Source organism: Coprococcus intestinihominis (genome assembly GCF_040096555.1).
In the GTDB taxonomy this organism is placed as follows: Bacteria; Bacillota; Clostridia; order Lachnospirales; family Lachnospiraceae; genus Coprococcus_A; species Coprococcus_A intestinihominis.
The window spans coordinates 1-16,293 of sequence record NZ_JBBMEK010000050.1 but is presented as its reverse complement, the minus strand read 5'-3'; the positions used below and the strand labels follow the sequence as shown (position 1 = coordinate 16,293).

Annotated in this window: 14 protein-coding genes and 1 pseudogene; 2 read left to right on the top strand and 13 right to left on the bottom strand. The window is 41.0% G+C overall.

Going from position 1 to position 16,293, the window contains the following annotated elements; genetic code table 11:
• The 8 genes from WMO25_RS05905 to csn2 all read right to left on the bottom strand — a co-directional run.
• On the bottom strand, positions 1–500 hold a 500-nt coding region (locus WMO25_RS05905), incomplete at its 3' end, for a galactokinase family protein (RefSeq protein WP_349084563.1).
• A gap of 60 nt (positions 501–560) precedes the next feature.
• Positions 561–1,838: a TrkH family potassium uptake protein gene (locus WMO25_RS05900; RefSeq protein WP_349084562.1), complete on the bottom strand. Its 1,278-nt coding sequence runs from the start codon at positions 1,836–1,838 to the stop codon at positions 561–563.
• A gap of 12 nt (positions 1,839–1,850) precedes the next feature.
• Positions 1,851–3,242, bottom strand: a complete 1,392-nt coding sequence (gene trkA, locus WMO25_RS05895) for a Trk system potassium transporter TrkA (protein ID WP_349084560.1) — start codon at positions 3,240–3,242, stop codon at positions 1,851–1,853.
• Positions 3,243–3,454: 212 nt separating this feature from the next.
• The gene (locus WMO25_RS05890) at positions 3,455–4,141 is read right to left on the bottom strand and encodes an SH3 domain-containing protein (RefSeq protein ID WP_349084559.1); all 687 of its coding nucleotides are present in this window, start codon (positions 4,139–4,141) and stop codon (positions 3,455–3,457) included.
• A 286-nt stretch (positions 4,142–4,427) separates the two neighbouring features.
• On the bottom strand, positions 4,428–5,525 hold the full coding sequence (locus WMO25_RS05885) for a transglutaminase domain-containing protein (protein ID WP_349084557.1): 1,098 nt from the start codon (positions 5,523–5,525) through the stop codon (positions 4,428–4,430).
• A gap of 6 nt (positions 5,526–5,531) precedes the next feature.
• Positions 5,532–5,873, bottom strand: a complete 342-nt coding sequence (locus tag WMO25_RS05880; protein ID WP_349084556.1) for an arsenate reductase family protein — start codon at positions 5,871–5,873, stop codon at positions 5,532–5,534.
• A 41-nt stretch (positions 5,874–5,914) separates the two neighbouring features.
• Complete coding sequence (locus WMO25_RS05875) at positions 5,915–6,811, bottom strand: restriction endonuclease (RefSeq protein ID WP_349084554.1); 897 nt, start codon at positions 6,809–6,811, stop codon at positions 5,915–5,917.
• Positions 6,812–6,967: 156 nt separating this feature from the next.
• Positions 6,968–7,321, bottom strand: a complete 354-nt coding sequence (gene csn2 / locus WMO25_RS05870; protein WP_349084565.1) for a type II-A CRISPR-associated protein Csn2 — start codon at positions 7,319–7,321, stop codon at positions 6,968–6,970.
• Positions 7,322–7,445: 124 nt separating this feature from the next.
• Here csn2 and WMO25_RS05865 point away from each other — a divergent pair.
• A pseudogene (locus WMO25_RS05865) lies at positions 7,446–7,646 on the top strand (Uma2 family endonuclease); the annotation flags it as partial.
• A gap of 108 nt (positions 7,647–7,754) precedes the next feature.
• Here WMO25_RS05865 and WMO25_RS05860 read toward each other — a convergent pair.
• From WMO25_RS05860 to WMO25_RS05840, 5 genes are all read right to left on the bottom strand, one after another.
• The gene (locus tag WMO25_RS05860; protein WP_349084552.1) at positions 7,755–9,023 is read right to left on the bottom strand and encodes an amidohydrolase family protein; all 1,269 of its coding nucleotides are present in this window, start codon (positions 9,021–9,023) and stop codon (positions 7,755–7,757) included.
• 67 nt (positions 9,024–9,090) lie between these two features.
• Positions 9,091–11,412, bottom strand: coding sequence for a glycoside hydrolase family 3 C-terminal domain-containing protein (locus WMO25_RS05855; protein WP_349084551.1), 2,322 nt, complete (start codon positions 11,410–11,412; stop codon positions 9,091–9,093).
• A 40-nt stretch (positions 11,413–11,452) separates the two neighbouring features.
• Entirely contained in the window at positions 11,453–12,763 is a 1,311-nt protein-coding gene (locus WMO25_RS05850) for an ABC transporter substrate-binding protein (protein ID WP_349084549.1), read from the bottom strand.
• A gap of 41 nt (positions 12,764–12,804) precedes the next feature.
• Positions 12,805–13,635 carry a carbohydrate ABC transporter permease gene (locus tag WMO25_RS05845; protein WP_117529254.1) on the bottom strand — a complete coding sequence of 277 codons (831 nt, stop codon included), beginning with the start codon at positions 13,633–13,635 and terminating at the stop codon, positions 12,805–12,807.
• Complete coding sequence (locus WMO25_RS05840; protein WP_250800107.1) at positions 13,635–14,528, bottom strand: carbohydrate ABC transporter permease; 894 nt, start codon at positions 14,526–14,528, stop codon at positions 13,635–13,637. Before WMO25_RS05840 ends, WMO25_RS05845 begins: the two co-directional genes overlap by 1 nt.
• 301 nt (positions 14,529–14,829) lie before the next feature.
• Between WMO25_RS05840 and WMO25_RS05835 the strand changes: the two genes are divergently transcribed.
• Complete coding sequence (locus WMO25_RS05835; protein ID WP_349084547.1) at positions 14,830–15,717, top strand: AraC family transcriptional regulator; 888 nt, start codon at positions 14,830–14,832, stop codon at positions 15,715–15,717.
• The last annotated feature ends 576 nt before the right edge of the window (positions 15,718–16,293 follow it).

Genomic DNA, 16,293 nt, shown 5'->3' with positions numbered 1-16,293 from the left:
TTAAATGTATTCTCCGCATGCTGACTGATCAGTGCTATCTCCTGATCGGATACTTCAAATTCAAATATATCTCTAAGTGCCCATCCTGTCAAGACCTCAAGGGAAGCAGAAGATGACAGCCCTGCTCCGCTGGGCAGGTTGCCGTAAACCATCATTTCAAAACCCCAGGCCGGCTGCATACCTTTTTCTTCAAAGGCCCATATCACACCCTTCGGATAATTGGCCCATCCATCCTCATCATCATGTTCCAGCTGACCGGTCAGTGAACTGTTGATAATGCCCGCTTCAGGATAATTCATTGAATAAAAAAACAAACGCTTATCCTGACGTTTTCTAACCACCGCATACGTGCCAATATCCAGTGCACATGGAAATACATGGCCGCCATTGTAATCTGTATGTTCACCGATCAAATTCACACGTCCGGGTGCAAAGTAAACCTGTGCACCTTCCGCATTTCCAAACCGTTCTGCAAATTCACGCAGTAATCGTTCTTTCATCAATCATCAACCGCCTTTCCGGCAACTATCTGCCATTGTCACACAGTTATATTTTAATTCTCAAGAGACTTTTTTTCTTTTCAGACGTCTTCTTCGTTTGCCGCCTTCCCATGTTTCCTTCCATAATACAGGATGGAATAAAACGAGCATTGGGAACAGTTCCAGACGTCCCGCCAGCATATCAAACATCAGGACATATTTCGACAATATTGAAAGTCCGCCAAAGTTCTTGGATGGGCCAACATCTGCCAGCCCCGGTCCCATATTGTTCATCGTTGTCAAAACGGCTGTAAAATTCGTGGTCAGATCTCTTCCTTCCAAGGCCACAAGAAGGAAAGATACCGCAAATATCAGGGTAAATGTAATACAGTAAACAGCTACGGAACTGATGGCTCCCTGATCCAGTGCCTTGCCCTCCATCTTAATCGTACGAACGCTCTTCGGATGGAGGTAAGCATTTAATTCACGTTTCACGCTCTTCAGCATCATAATAACACGCGAAACCTTAATACCGCCTCCGGTACTTCCTGCACAGGCACCAATAAACATGATGATGATCAATACCACCTTCGACGCACTTGGCCACAGATCAAAATCCACCGTAGAATAACCGGTAGATGTCATCAGGGATCCAACCTGGAAAACCACATGGCGGATCGTATCGGCAGCTGTCATTGTCTTGTCATAGATATTGATAAAGATCAATGCACTGGCTGCTGCAATGATCAGGAAATAACCTTTGACCTCTTCCATGTCAAAGGCCTGCTTAAAGCGCTTCATCAATAAAAAGTAATAGGCATTAAAGTTGACACCGAATAAAATCATAAAAATGGCAACAACCCACTGAATATAAGCTGAATAACCGCCAATGCTTGTATTTCGCACACCAAATCCACCGGTGCCTGCTGTACCAAAAGTGATCATCATGGCTTCAAGAAACGGCATTTTGCCAATAAGCAGGAAAATCAGCTCGACAATGGTCATGCCGAAATAAATTAAATAGAGAATACGCGCTGTCGCACGTACCTTTGGCACCAGCTTGCCCACAGATGGCCCCGGGCTCTCCGCTCGCATCAGGTTCATATGTGAACCGCCGCTCAGCGGGATAATCGCCAAAAGGAAAACAAGCACGCCCATACCGCCAATCCAGTGACTGAAACTCCGCCAAAAAAGAATGCTCTGTGACAGACATTCGACATCCGACAAAATGCTGGCGCCTGTTGTTGTGTAACCTGCGGATTCTCTATAAAAAACTGCGACAATGCAAGGAAATAAAAGAAGTACCGATTCCACTTTCAATACACTGCCCAGAATAAATCTGATCATTCCTCCGTTCATCTGGCACCTCCACTACCGCAAAATATCTTCAATATTCTGGAAACCGGTATGTGTTGTTACGATGACAACTGTATCCCCAGCCTGAATACAATCCATACCACCTGGAATAATGATTTTGCCGTATCGATTAATACAGGCGATCAGCAGATTATCTTTTGTGTTCAGGTCTTTCAATGGCACATCCGTCACTCTTGAACTGGCACTGACATTAAATTCGATGGCTTCTGCCCTTGAATCAAACATATGGTAAATCGTCTCCACATTGCTGCTATCCATGGATGCCTGTTTTGCACGAACATAGGCAACAATCGCCTCCGCCGTAATATACTTCGGATAAATAACACTGCCAAGATCCAGTTTGTCGATAAGATTATGGAAAGCATTTCTGTTCACCTTGGTAATGACCTTGGCATCAGAAACTTCCCTTGCATGGAGCGCCAGCAGCACATTCTCCTCATCAATACCTGTCAGTGGAACAAGTGAATCCACATAAGCAATTTCTTCTTCCTTCAGCAGTTCTTCATCTGTACCATCGCCATTGATGATCGTTGCCTGAGGCAGCAAAACACTCAACTCCCTGCACCGCTTTCTGTCCATCTCTATGATCTTAACTTCAATTCCCATGTCCAGCAGCATCTTGCCAAGATAATAAGCTGCCTTACCGCCTCCGATGATCATCGTATTATGCACCGGTTTGTTCGGCATTCCAATACGCTCAAAAAACTCCTTTGCCGCTTTGGATGCAGCGATAAAAGAGACAACATCTCCCTGATGCAGTTCAAAATTACCATCCGGAATAAATACCTGTTTCTCTCGTTCTACAGCACATACAAGCACATCACCCGAAATATTTCTGGCCATGGCCATAACCTTCTGGCCATCCAGTCTGTTATTCTCCGGAATCTTAAAACGGATCATCTGTGCCTGTCCATGGGCAAATGAGTTGACACCTAATGCTGCCGGCAAGCTGAGTACATGCGTAATCTCATTGGCTGCTTCCATCTCCGGATTGATGATCATTGCCAGCCCCAGCTTCTCCTTCAAATAAGAAACATCATCGCTGTAATCCGGTGTACGGACACGGGCAATGGCTGCACAATCACCCACACGCTTTGCTACCGTGCAGCAAAGTAGATTCAGCTCATCAGAATCTGTGACAGCGATCATCAGATCTGCATTGTCAATACCTGCTTCTCTCTGAATCTTATAACTGGCACCATTTCCTACAATTCCCATAACATCATACATATCTGTCAATGCCTGAAGACGATCCGAACTTCTGTCCACCAGTGTAATATCATGTCCTTCCTTATATAACTGTTCCGTCAGGGAGGCACCAACTTTGCCGCAGCCTACAATGATAATATTCAGACCCCTTTTCCCCTGTTTATGGTCTTTCGCCATTTCTTCATTTCCTCCATAATTAATGACAATTTCCAACGCTTACCGCGTTTTCATATATATCATGCATCACTTGCCGTTTTGAGAGGTCAAATGATGGATACCGCCCCCCACTTTATTGACGCTCAATATAGTATAGCATAATCAAAAAAAGGATGGAATAGATAAATGTATCTATTCCATCCCGGACTAAAATCATCATTCTTTATATATAATTACCAATTAACTGCAATATCCAGCTGTGTGGAATTGCCGGATGCAAAGCCACCTGTATCACAGACAATACCAAGTCCAAGACTCGTCTCTACAATTGAGCCTCTCGGATGGACATTCAGATTGGCAGCAACCATTACATAATTGCCAAGCATCTTGGCACCGTCGTCTCTGACCCAGTACTCATCTGTATTGCCAAGACTTCTCATAATGCTGACAACCCCAGACATATTCAGATTGTAATAGGTCTCCTTGCCGCTCGGTCCGTTAATCGTACCTGCCGAAGCAGTCAGAACAGGCCCATCCCAGCTGCTGGCTGTATAACCATTCACCTCGTCCTGATCTGTTGTAATATAATCACCGTGAACATATCGGATGTGACCTTCAAAATCAATTGCATACCAGCCATTCTCCTCATCTCTCAGAATCTTGACTTCTTCACCCCTCTTCAGTGTTCCGACTTTATCTGATTTATCAGAGCTGGCTCTGCGCACATTGAGAACAGAACATGTTACATAACCCGTATTCTCTTCTGTCTTCTCTTCTGCCTTCTCTTCCTGTATGCTTTGTGTATTCTGGGCGTTCTGTGCAGTGTCTGTATCTTTGGTATCTGCTGCAAATGCCGGTACTGTAAGCAGCAATGAAATTGCAACAGTAGTGCCAAGTAATGCAAGTTTTCTTCTAATCATGGATATAAACCTCCTGTAAAAACGTCGTCTTACATTCTCATATTGACTTGTAGTGGAATCTGTTTTTTACTAAAATATTTCATTTATTACAAAAACATTACGGATAATATATCATATTATTACTCTTTTGTCAAATTTATGTTTCCTGCAACATTTTCCAATCATCGACAATCATCGACACAACACCCAATCCACAAGTCGAAATACCTTTTCTGCATACAAAAAGTCCCGAAACATTGTCGTTCCGGGGCTGATAATCATTTATGCTGTTATATATATTACACAATTAATCCGTCTCAATCTGCTCGCCTTCATTGGCGTCTTCCATGGTCACGTCAATTTTTGCCTTATGCGTTCCCTTTCCGATTGCACCATTCGCTGCTTCTGCATTCTCATCGCCTGCCTCCGCACTCTCCACATAATGCAGCCGCAGCACTGCCTGGGCCCAATTCAAACTAACAACAGCCGTTTTATTCTTTACTGCACCGGCCTGCTGCATCAAATCTAACAATTCCTCCAGTACTTCCCGGGTCAGATAACCGCCCCTCCAGTGAAAGGTCAATGTTTTTCCTTTTTTGGCCGCCTGAAGAAAACGCTTATATACCTCCTCTGTCTTTGTAAAAGATAGCTTCTTCTCCTTGTAATAAAAACGGCTGTTGTCAGTACATGCAGGTGCCGGCGCAATCAACGGCTCATGATCCCTGAATACAGCTTTATCGTCCAAATTGAAATAATCATAACGAATCTCCGGTGCACCGCTTCCACTGCGCCCGAGACTGTTGTCAAATGTGGCATCCAGATGATAATACTTTCCATCCAGCCGGATAATATTCCAGGTATGTCTGTACTTAATACCTTTTTCAGGATTATTTCCGCAAATGGCTATGATGCACCAGAGATTCAGTGCATCACACAGAATTTTCACTGACTTGGCAATGCCCTCGCAGACCCCGACCCCCTGTCCAAGAGGCCCGATTATCTCATGGGAATAAGCCTTTTTCAATTTATCATAATGGACATTCTCACAAACAAAATCATGGATATATTTTTCCTTCTCTATGTCCGACAAATGCTTCGCCGGCCGTATCAACTTGTCCACTCTGGCCTTTAAAGCTCTTTGATGTTCACGGATTTTGTTCTTCTCAAAAATATACTCCGGGATAAAAATATAATTCGGTGAATCTTTGAAATATTTGTACTTGAATCCTGTAGCCCAAAAAATCTCCGGATGATCCAGCCGCAACTGAAAAAATACATCATAGAGCTCCGCCCCCTCTATTGCAGGAATCTGAAACTCATCCGCCAGGGCTGTGATTCCCTGCAAAATGGCATGATAGACTGCCTGTCTCTGCTTGTTCATCTGTTGATAATAATACGGTTCCATCTTGTCCTACTTCCAGCCTTTCCATACATCCGGCTGATAACCCACCGTTGCCAGCGCACCGTTTCGGACAATCGGTGTCTTTAATACCTGCTGATTCTCCAACACCTTTTCATCCTTGTCTTCATCTGCAATATACTTGATCAGCGCCAGTATGTCCTGGTCCTTGCACTTCGGATTCAGCATAGCATCCAGACCGCCTACCGCCTGTTTCACCTTTGTATACTCCCCTTTGCTGAGCCCCTTTTCCTTCATATCAATCCACTGATACTTAATGCCGCGCTCCTTGAAATAACGCATGGCCTTCTTTGAATCAAAGCACTTTGATGTGCCGAAAATCTGTATGTTCATAAAAGTCCTTTCGTCTATACTATCTTTTATACTATAAATGTTCAGTCTTCCTCTTCAAAAACATCCATATCGATTCGTTTGATCCGATAGGTATACTCTGTGCTGACACCAAAATCATGTTCAATCATTAGCTCTGCCAGATGCTGTCCGTCAATAAGAATAATATGCCGGTCATTGGCATACTTCTGTGCATCCGGAGAAAATCTGCCGGTTGTCACAAATAAGCCCTTAGCATTCTTCTCCGGTATGGCGCCTCCAAACTTCTGAAGTTCCGGACGTCCAACCGTTTTTTCCAAATCATATCGCTTTGCCTGAATATAGATGACATCAAAACCCAATTTATCCTGATACACCATGCCATCTATTCCCTCATCTCTGCTTTTCTGGGTAATCTGACCACGGCCGTATCCCATCTTTTCCATCAGCTCAACCACCATTTTTTCAAAGAAATCCGGCGATTTTTCGTGAATCCGAGTTAAAAGTTCATCTTTTAAGACATTATTTAATTCTCCATACACCCGCTCCAAAGTCTCCTGCGGTGTCTCATCATTGTTTAAAGAATCCTTTTCTTCTGCAGTATCTTTAACTTTCTCGGTATCACCGTCAATAAACTTTACAAAAGAAGGAAATTCTCTAAGAACCTCATTGGTAATTTTTTTCCCTGATTTCAATACTTCTCTTCCTGATTTTGTAATCATAAAATGCGCTTTTGTCGGACTTTCTATCAACCCCGCCTTTTTCAGATACGTTCTGCACCATCCAATGCGATTGCTGAACACAGGCTGTTTTCCACTTGGTAGCAGCTCTGCCAGTTCTATATCTGTCAGCTTAAAATCTTCTATTACTTTCTTTTTGACATCTGAATACGGATGCTCTTCGCCATCCGATAAACTCTGAAGAAAAGAATGATACATTTCATAATACTTTGGTACTGCCATTCTGCCTCCTAGTTATTCTCTCCTTATATACTAAAATTCCCTATCACAACCGACAGGGAATAACCTGTTTTAATGCCATTACATCATTCTCAAACCTCAAATTCAAAAATGAAATGCTATCACCTGCATAAAACAAGGTACCCAAGCTGTGTGATTTTAATAGATTTCACAACCATCTCTATCTATAATATACCGCATTCCTCCTTCCAGGCAAGCCCTTTCTTGACTTTCCATAAACAGAATTTTCGCCTCCTGATATCTAATTTTCTTAATCAATTCCTGTATCTGTTCATCTGTCAAATAGCTCCTGATATTTACGAAAACAAATACCTTTGTTGATAAAACTTCAACTGCAATTTTTACATATCGTATTATTCTTTCGAAAAAATCATCTTCCATTTCCTCATGCTTAATCCCTACCGCTTTTAACAATGCAGGAATTTCCAAATTGTCATCAAATGATAATATATAATTTGTTTGTTGTTCTAACTGCATTAAATATTCATGAATATACTCAAATCATATATAATATTATTAATACATCACCATATCTTTTAAAAGAAGGTCACTGTCATGCCACTGGCAAAGGGAAATACCTATACAACAAAAGATATCTACGAACTTCCTGACGGGAAACAACAAGGTTTCCTGTGAGGTTTATCCCGCACCTTTTGCTGTTTTTTTGAACAGGAATGACCACAATTACCTTGAACCCGATATTTCTGTTATTTGTGATGCGGATAAACTTACTGAATATGTCTGCAATGGAGCTCCCGACTGGATCATCGAAATTGTATCCCCATCCAGTCAGCGCATGGATTATCAGATTAAACTTTCTGATTTTCTTTCTTAAATAAAAAAACACAGCATTTAAGCCGATATCCCTTACCACTCAACTTAAAATGCTGTGTTTTTCCATGTTTTTTTACCTATTTGGTTTTAATTAGTTTTCAAAATGAATCTCTTTCCCGTCTATAAATCTTGCTCTGATGTTCCGGTCATCCCCTATATAACAGAATCGCTCCAGACGCTCTTCTGCCGTAAGCGGTACCCATGAATCTTCCATAGTATCAATAACCAGAGCATTAAACTGATATCCCTTTTCAAAGGATCCGACTTTTCCAAAGACGCTTCCTGCTTCTTTTGTTGCATGATAAAAAGCCTGTGTAAGCGTAATTGTCTGACTCTGATCCGGCTCATAAAATTCCTTTAATTTTGAGAGCTGAACGGCACGCGCAATCTGCTTGTATATGGCAATGCTATGCCCTCCGGCCACATCTGAACCAATAGCAATCTTCAGTTCTTCATCATGCATAGCCGCCAGCGGCATAATGCCCGCAATAATATTGGTCGTTGCGTCCGGGCAGTGAACTGAAAAACTGCCGTGCTTTTTCATGATGCGCTTGTCTTCTTCTGTCGGGAAAATAACGTGTGCAAAAATTGAAGGGCCATGGTCCATCAGACCTGCACGCTCATAAATCTCTGCATCTGAATGATATCCAGGGAAACATCTTAATGCTTCCTCTGCTTCCCAGATTGATTCCACCAGATGTGTATGCACACCGCAATGGTATTTCGCTGCAAGCTTGCCAAGACCTGTCATCAGTTTTTCACTGCAGGTCGGTGCAAAACGCGGTGCAAGGATCGGTTTGACTTTCCCGCTGCCTGTATGACTGTCCAGATAGATTTCTGTTTCTCTCAGTGAATCTTCTGTTGTCTCAATGAGAAACTCCGGAGAATTACAATCCATATTGACTTTTCCTACAAAACCATACATGCCCTTTTCTTCCATTTTCCTGAACAAATAGTCTGTTGCCTCACGATGGATGGTTCCAAAAACATTGGCATGAAATGTTCCGTGACAAATCATATCATCCACAAAAGCATCATAACACTTCTTTGCATAAGACAGATCTTTAAATCCGGCTTCCTGCGGAAATGTGTAATGATTCAGCCAATTGGAAAGAAGACAATCCATGCCTATTCCACGCTGCACATACTGTGAACCATGCACATGCAGATCCGAAAAGGCCGGAATAATCATCTGACGTCCATAATCTATACATTCTGCATGCTTATATTTCTCCGGAATTACCGGATAAATCCCCTCGACTTTTCCACTATCCACTGCAATATAGCTGTTTTCATAAACTGCCAACGCATCTGCAGATGGCGTATACACAATATCTCCATGGTATAATTTTACTGCCATATCTATTTACTCCATTCAGTTTTCCGACTCCAAATCCTATACAAAGTCTGATGGCAGTGCCTGCCTGTTATTTTGCTTTCATCTTTTTGATGACTTCATTGGCCCTGTCTATGAATCTGTTGTATGCCTCAAAGCTGATCAAGCCATTACTATTCATATCCAGATAAGATCTGACTGCCCAGAAACTCCAAATAATACCTTTTTCAAGATTATCATTCACCTGATCCGCGGTCACAAGCCCCTGCTCTACGAGGAATTCATAGAACATTTTCTTCACTTCAGGATACTGGAACATTTCATAAAAACCACAGTCATAGCCCAATGGTACAAGATATTTTTCACCGGATTTTGTAATTTCTGCAGACACTGCCACATTCATGCTGTCATGACAGATTTCAATCGCATAGGCGCCATTCTCAATCACCCAGTCTTTCACCTTTGGATCATAATATGCAAAATCTCTGCGCTCCAACGAAAAACATACTTGCTTTTTCTCACCCGGCTGTAAAAATATCTTCTTGAATGCTTTTAATTCTCTCACCGGTCTTGGCAGTCTTGTCTTCATCTTTGGTTCAATAAAAAGTTCTACAACATGTTTTGCCACTACAGCACCTGTATTGGTCACATCAACTGTCACGATTGTATGGTCATTCTCTTCGCTGACCGCCAGATGTTCATATTCAAATGATGTATATGACAAACCATATCCGAAAGGATAGGCTGGCTGAATACCTTTCTTTTCATAATAGCGATATCCGACATAGATATCTTCCGCATATGGAATTTCATATACATTACCATCAAATGAAAGGTAGGCCGGTGTATCCTGCAGACGCTCCGGAACTGTGTTAGCCAGACGACCGGATGGTGATACTTTTCCAAACAGAATATCTGCAATGGCACTACCCATACCTTCACCTGAAAACCATGTCAAAAGTACGGCTGAAACCTGATGACGCCATGGCATTTCACAAACTTCTCCGCTGGATAAGATAACAATACAATTTTTATTCACTGCAGAAACAGCATCAATTAATCGTGTCATTCCTTCCGACAATTTGATATCTTTACGATTATAATCATCATCTTCACCGGGAAGAAAACTTCCCACAAACAGAAGAACCTGATTCGCTTCCTTTGCTGTTTGAACGGCTTCTCTAATCAATTCATCTGTTGTCGTTCCATCGGCCTGATATCCCTCTGCAAATTTAACTTCACACTCTGTTAAATACGGAATCATCTGATCATATGGTATATCAACCTTTCTGGCATGAACTGCTGCGCATCCAGTTCCCTGATATTTCGGTTCTTTTGCCATATGTCCCAGTACAGCAATTTTCTCACCTTTTTGTGGTTTTAACGGCAAAATCTGATTTTCATTCTTTACAAGAACCATAGACTCTGCAGCAGCTTCAACTGCCAACCAATGACTGTCTTCATGCTTCACTGTATCCCATCCTGCTTCCCACTCTTTTAATTGGAAAACAAGTTTCAAAATTCGCGCTACTCTTTCATTAACCAACTTTTCATCCAACTGTCCAGTCTCTACAGCTTGTTCAAGATAAGCAGCAGAACTCTTGCTTAAAGGCATCTGAAGATCGATCCGTCCTTTACTCGCTTCAACCGGATCTTTAACGGCTCCCCAGTCGCAAACGACAGTACCGTCAAATCCCCATTCGCCCTTCAGAATATCTCTTGTTATTCTGTTATCACCGCTGACTTCTTCTCCATTAATCTTATTATAAGCGGTCATCAGACTCACCGGATGTGCTTTTCTCACAACCCGCTCGTAACCTGCAAGATAAATCTCCCGTAGTGCTCTTTCACTAACATGTACATTCACACGCGTACGCCTGGAATCCGAATTATGACATGCAAAATGTTTCATACATGTGCCGACACCTTCATGCTGTACACTGCTCACAATCGCTGCTGCCATCTCCCCTGTTATAACCGGATCTTCTGAATAATATTCAAAATTTCTTGCCGTCAATGGATGTCTGTGAATATTCATTCCCGGTCCCAAAAGCATATTAATTCCAAGTTCCTTGCATTCACCTGCAAGTTTTTTACCGATTTCTCCGATCAACTCTGTATCCCATGAAGAGGCAATAGCAGAGCCACTTGGAAAACAAGTGGCTCTGTATGTACGTGACATGGCTTCCTCATTGTCAAAACTGCCACCAAGGCTGTCATAAAAAGACATCTCCTCCGGCTGATCAGAACCAATCTGAAATCTTACACCGCTTGTTCCATCGCTTACCAGAATTGATGGAATGCCAAGTTTTTCATAATCTCTTGTTCTCCATGAATTCTTTCCTGTACACAAGAGAACTTTTTCATGCAGTGTCATTTTGCTGATGATTTCTTCAATTTGTTCTTTTTTCATTGATTAACCTGCCAATTCTGTAAATTTAATTTTTGAGCTATTATTTAGAAAGGTTATCCCAGGCATCCTGAAGCTCCTGAAGGAATTCATCGTTTGTGGATTTGCCTGCACCAAGTTTCTGTACAGCTTCACCTGCTGCCTGCGCAAAACCATCCGGATAAAATGTATAGTAGATGTTGTCTACTTTTCCTGCTGCCATGTAATCAGAAACAGCTTTGCCAAGAGTACCAATACTGTCCGCATCTGCTTCCATATTGTTGTATGCAGGAATCAGCTGTAATGTCTTTGTCATGCATTCTTTACCTTCATCAGATGTAACAAGCCAGTTGATAAAGTCTTTAACTGTATCAAGATTCTCGGAATCCTTGTTGACACCCCAGTATGTACCTACCAAATATAACTGATCATTTTCTTTTTCATCACTAGAATAAGGAATACCCATCAGACTTACAGGCAGATCCGGGTTGATTGCATCATACGTTGGCTGTGACCAGTTACCGCCGATTGTAATAGCCATATCACCGGAACCAACTAAAGATGTCTGTGTATTAAAGTCTGTTGTTGAAGGATTTGTATCTAAAGCATATTCAAATGTAATGAAATCTGCCAGTTCTTCAAATACTTTATTTCCCACAAATGATGTAGAACCATCCGACAAACCATCAATGAATGCCTTAGGATCTTCCTGGCCAGCAAAACCAAGGTTGATCATAAAGTTGCCTAACTGATACCAGTCCATATAAGTTTCTGAAATAGGTACGGATACACCGGCATCTGCCAGTTTCTGTACATCTTCTGCTAATTCTTCTTTTGTTGTCGGTACTTTTGTAATACCTGCCTGTTCAAAAAGTGCTGTATTATAAACATAACCTGCTGCCTCTACAGACAAAGGAAATGCAACCACTTTACCGTCAAGCGTAACATTTTCTGCTGAAGTATCTATCATTTCAGATGTAAAAGGTTCACCTGTCAGATCTGCTAACTGTGACTGCCACACAAGTGCATCTGAATACCCCTGAATACTGAAAATGTCCGGTGCATCACCGCCTGAAAACTTTGTCTTCAAACTCGTTGCATAATTATCAGATGCAGACTCGCAGACGAATTTAACCCCTGGATGAGATTCAGAGTAAACTTCACACACCTTCTCAAGGGCATCCTGAATTTCTGTTTTCATCTGATAAATATAAATTGTCTTCTCCTCACCATCTGCTGCCTGAGATGCCACCTGTGTATCAGATCCTTCTGCTGCACCTGTTGTTTCCTTTGCACCGCTGTTGCCGCATGCAGCCATGCTGAGCATCATTGCAACTGTCATCATTAAAGCTGCTGCTTTTTTCATCTTCTTCATCGTCTTCCTCCTTAATCCTTTAGCTAAGTTTCCTCTATTATTTAACCTTTTACAGCCCCGGCAATAACACCGTCCATAATCTTTTTCTGTAAAAGAATAAATACAATAACAATCGGCAAAATCGTCATTACCAATGCCGGCAATGCAATATCCCATTTACTGGCGTACTGTCCGAATAATCTGCTGATTGACAACTGAATCGTCATCAATCGTTCATTATTCATCATAATTAACGGAACCATAAAATCATTCCATATCCAGAACATATCCATCAACACCACGCTGACCATTGTTGGCTTCAAAAGCGGAATTATGATTGAAAAGAAAATTCTTGTTCTTGAACAGCCATCAATTCGAGCTGACTCTTCCAGTTCCACCGGAAGCCCTTTGACCGCACTCTGCATCATAAAAAACGCAAAAGCAAGACCGATTCCCCAATAAGTCAGAATTGTTCCAAACATAGAATTATTAAGTCCCAGTACTTTCATTACCTGTACAAGGGGCAGCATCAATGATGCAAAGGGAATCAACATCGATAATATAACAAAGGTCTCAAAGACTTTTGAATATTTCGTCTGATATCTGAATGTCCAATATGCAGTCATCGCCGCAAGTAAAGTAATACCTGCAACAGAACCTATCGTCAAAACGGCTGTATTCTTCATGACATGCAGTACATTCACTTCTTTGAATGCCTTTACATAATTTTCTATCTGAAAAACATCCGGCCAGCTCAAAGGCTTTGTCAAAATCTGAGCTAATGGCTTAACTGAGTTCATCACAATTAAAAAAAGCGGATATACGAAGATTAATGCCAGAATCAATACGATCACAAATATAATGGCTTTTTGCTTTTTCGCTCTTTTGTTCATTACATCAATTCCTCCTCTTTCTTTCTGGAGAAATACATCTGAACAGATGTAATAACCAGGATAATCACAAAAAATACAAAGGATTCTGCTGTTGCAAGACCATATTTATTATTCGCAAAGGCATCATTATAAATATTCAATGCAAGAGATACTGTGGAGCCATACGGCCCTCCCTTTGTCAAAGAATAATTTAGATCAAACATCTTAAATGCCTGAGAAATCGTCCAGAACAGGCATAATGTAATATATGGCATACATAAAGGCAGCTTGATCTTAAAGAAAATCTGAAATGCGTTGGCACCATCAATCTTGGCTGCTTCAACAAGTTCTGAAGAAATGCCGGTTAACGCAGCAATCATGATAACCATCACATACCCCATTCCCTGCCACACGGATACAATCACAATGGCTGCATAGGCCGTCATTTCTGTTCCAAGCCACGGAGTCATCAAAGGCCCGAAATGCAATAATTTGCCGATTGCAGGTACACCATTGATAAAAATAAACTGCCATACAAAACCAAGAATCAATCCTCCGATGATATTCGGAAGATAAAATACAACTCGAAATGCACTCTGCAACGGAATTTTTGTCGTTAACAGTGCTGCTATCGCAATACCTGCTATGTTCATGCAAACAACATTACATATTGCAATAATGAATGTAAACTTGAATGCGCCGAGAAAATTACTCTTTCCGGTAAAAATATCTATGAAATTCTTGATACCTATAAATGAAATATTTGAAGATACACCGTTCCAGTCTGTAAACGAATAGCCAACACTGATGATAAACGGTATAATAATGACAATGAGAAACACAATTGATGCCGGACCCAAAAATAAAAGATGTTCCCACAAAGCCGGACGATTAAAAGACTTCTTCCTATTCATAAAACGCTATTCCTCCCTCACCCTTACCGGCAGATACCGGTTACTAATAGCACCTGATATTTTTATTCGTTGAATTGATATCTCTATTATAATCAATCCCTGTGAATAATCATCTCATTTTTTAACAAGTAAAATACATTTTTTTGATGTTTTATTTTTGACTCATCATCATTTTTTTGATGTTTTATCAGTTTTTATTCTTTTAATTGACATTTTTTTACTTATAAATTATACTAATATTACATTTATTTATCATTTTTTTGCTATTTTTATGCTATGAATTTTCAAAAGGGAGGCAATTATGGATTACTTTCATGAAACGATCAAAGTTCCTGATCAATTTCTCGCATGGGTCTATCTTCAATCAGAAAATTGTATTACCGATGTCAAGAAACACTGGCATCGAAGCCTGGAAATTTCATATATCATCAAAGGTTCCTGCTTATTTGAAATTAACGGACATGAACTCGAAGCACATCCTCATGACATCCTGTTAATCAACAGCTGCGACATTCATGGCTGTCATACAAACTATCATTCAGAAAGCGAAATGCTTTCGATTATCTTTCCATATAGTTTTCTCATGGCTGTTTTTCCGACTTTTAATAATTACCGCTATATCGTAGAGCCTTCATCTGATGCTTATAATAAATTGGAATCTGCTTTTGCGGAAATTTATCCGATTTTCCGCAATCGCAGCCAGCTTCCTCTTTATCAACTAAAGCTCAACAGTTTCTTTTATGAAATTCTTTACATTCTGTTTTCCGAATGTAAAGCCCCAAAACTCGTTCCTCATTCTATCAAATCACAGAAGCATATTGAACGCTGCACAGAAATTATCGACTATATTGATAACCATTATATGGAACCACTTTCATTAGAAATGCTGGCCGATGTTTTTTCACTCTCAAAGGAACATCTCTCCCGTACATTTAAAACATACATGGACACCACTTTCAAGAAATATCTGACCAGCATCCGTGTTCATCATGCCTATCAGGATCTGATGGACACAGATCTGTCTATACTGCAAATTGCTCTGGACAACGGTTTTTCGGATGCACGGGCCTTCTCCAGTGCTTTTTACAGCTATTATGGCGAAACACCTCTCAAATACCGAAAAAACAGTAAAGAATCCGATATATCCCATCAAAAAAGAGCCTATTTGAGAACTCATGGTTTTCTGTAAACAAAAAATAAAACCGTTCCAAATCAGTATCCTTTTGCAAAAATACTGTTGGAGCGGTTTTTTAATCTCTATCGGTTTGCTTAAATGTATATTCATACCCGCATCCAGACATTTCCGGATATCCTCCTGATAGGAATTGGCTGTCAATGCTATAATCGGGATCTCCGAAGACGCTTTGTACGACATCCTTCGAACTATTATCCGCTGCTCCCCCCGATCATTCGGAACACTCTGAAATCGCCGGCTGAAATGATCTTTATAAAACTCAATTTGGTACCCGTGATGTCATTAAGGTTTCACATTCCAGGCAAATGGCCGAATGCATTCCTGATGCACGTTTAATCCTTATTAAAGGGGCCACTCACAGGGCCATCTGGCACCGTCAAGAGTTTTATCTGTATATGATGATTGAATTTCTACACAAAGCTGGCCTTTGAATTAAAAACAAAAAGCTATCGCTTTACGGTATTTGTAAAGCAATAGCTTTTATTTTATTCTTTATCTATTTATGGTCATCGGGGTGACAGGATTCGAACCTGCGACCTCTTGATCCCAAATCAAGCGCTCTAGCCAAGC

Bases quoted from the DNA above. Each gene is read 5' to 3' on its own strand.
- WMO25_RS05900 (WP_349084562.1), bottom strand. From the start codon at position 1,838: ATGAACGGAGGAATGATCAGATTTATTCTGGGCAGTGTATTGAAAGTG.
- trkA (WP_349084560.1), bottom strand. From the start codon at position 3,242: ATGGCGAAAGACCATAAACAGGGGAAAAGGGGTCTGAATATTATCATT.
- WMO25_RS05890 (WP_349084559.1), bottom strand. From the start codon at position 4,141: ATGATTAGAAGAAAACTTGCATTACTTGGCACTACTGTTGCAATTTCA.
- WMO25_RS05885 (WP_349084557.1), bottom strand. From the start codon at position 5,525: ATGGAACCGTATTATTATCAACAGATGAACAAGCAGAGACAGGCAGTC.
- WMO25_RS05880 (WP_349084556.1), bottom strand. From the start codon at position 5,873: ATGAACATACAGATTTTCGGCACATCAAAGTGCTTTGATTCAAAGAAG.
- WMO25_RS05875 (WP_349084554.1), bottom strand. From the start codon at position 6,811: ATGGCAGTACCAAAGTATTATGAAATGTATCATTCTTTTCTTCAGAGT.
- WMO25_RS05860 (WP_349084552.1), bottom strand. From the start codon at position 9,023: ATGGCAGTAAAATTATACCATGGAGATATTGTGTATACGCCATCTGCA.
- WMO25_RS05855 (WP_349084551.1), bottom strand. From the start codon at position 11,412: ATGAAAAAAGAACAAATTGAAGAAATCATCAGCAAAATGACACTGCAT.
- WMO25_RS05850 (WP_349084549.1), bottom strand. From the start codon at position 12,763: ATGAAGAAGATGAAAAAAGCAGCAGCTTTAATGATGACAGTTGCAATG.
- WMO25_RS05845 (WP_117529254.1), bottom strand. From the start codon at position 13,635: ATGAACAAAAGAGCGAAAAAGCAAAAAGCCATTATATTTGTGATCGTA.
- WMO25_RS05840 (WP_250800107.1), bottom strand. From the start codon at position 14,528: ATGAATAGGAAGAAGTCTTTTAATCGTCCGGCTTTGTGGGAACATCTT.
- WMO25_RS05835 (WP_349084547.1), top strand. From the start codon at position 14,830: ATGGATTACTTTCATGAAACGATCAAAGTTCCTGATCAATTTCTCGCA.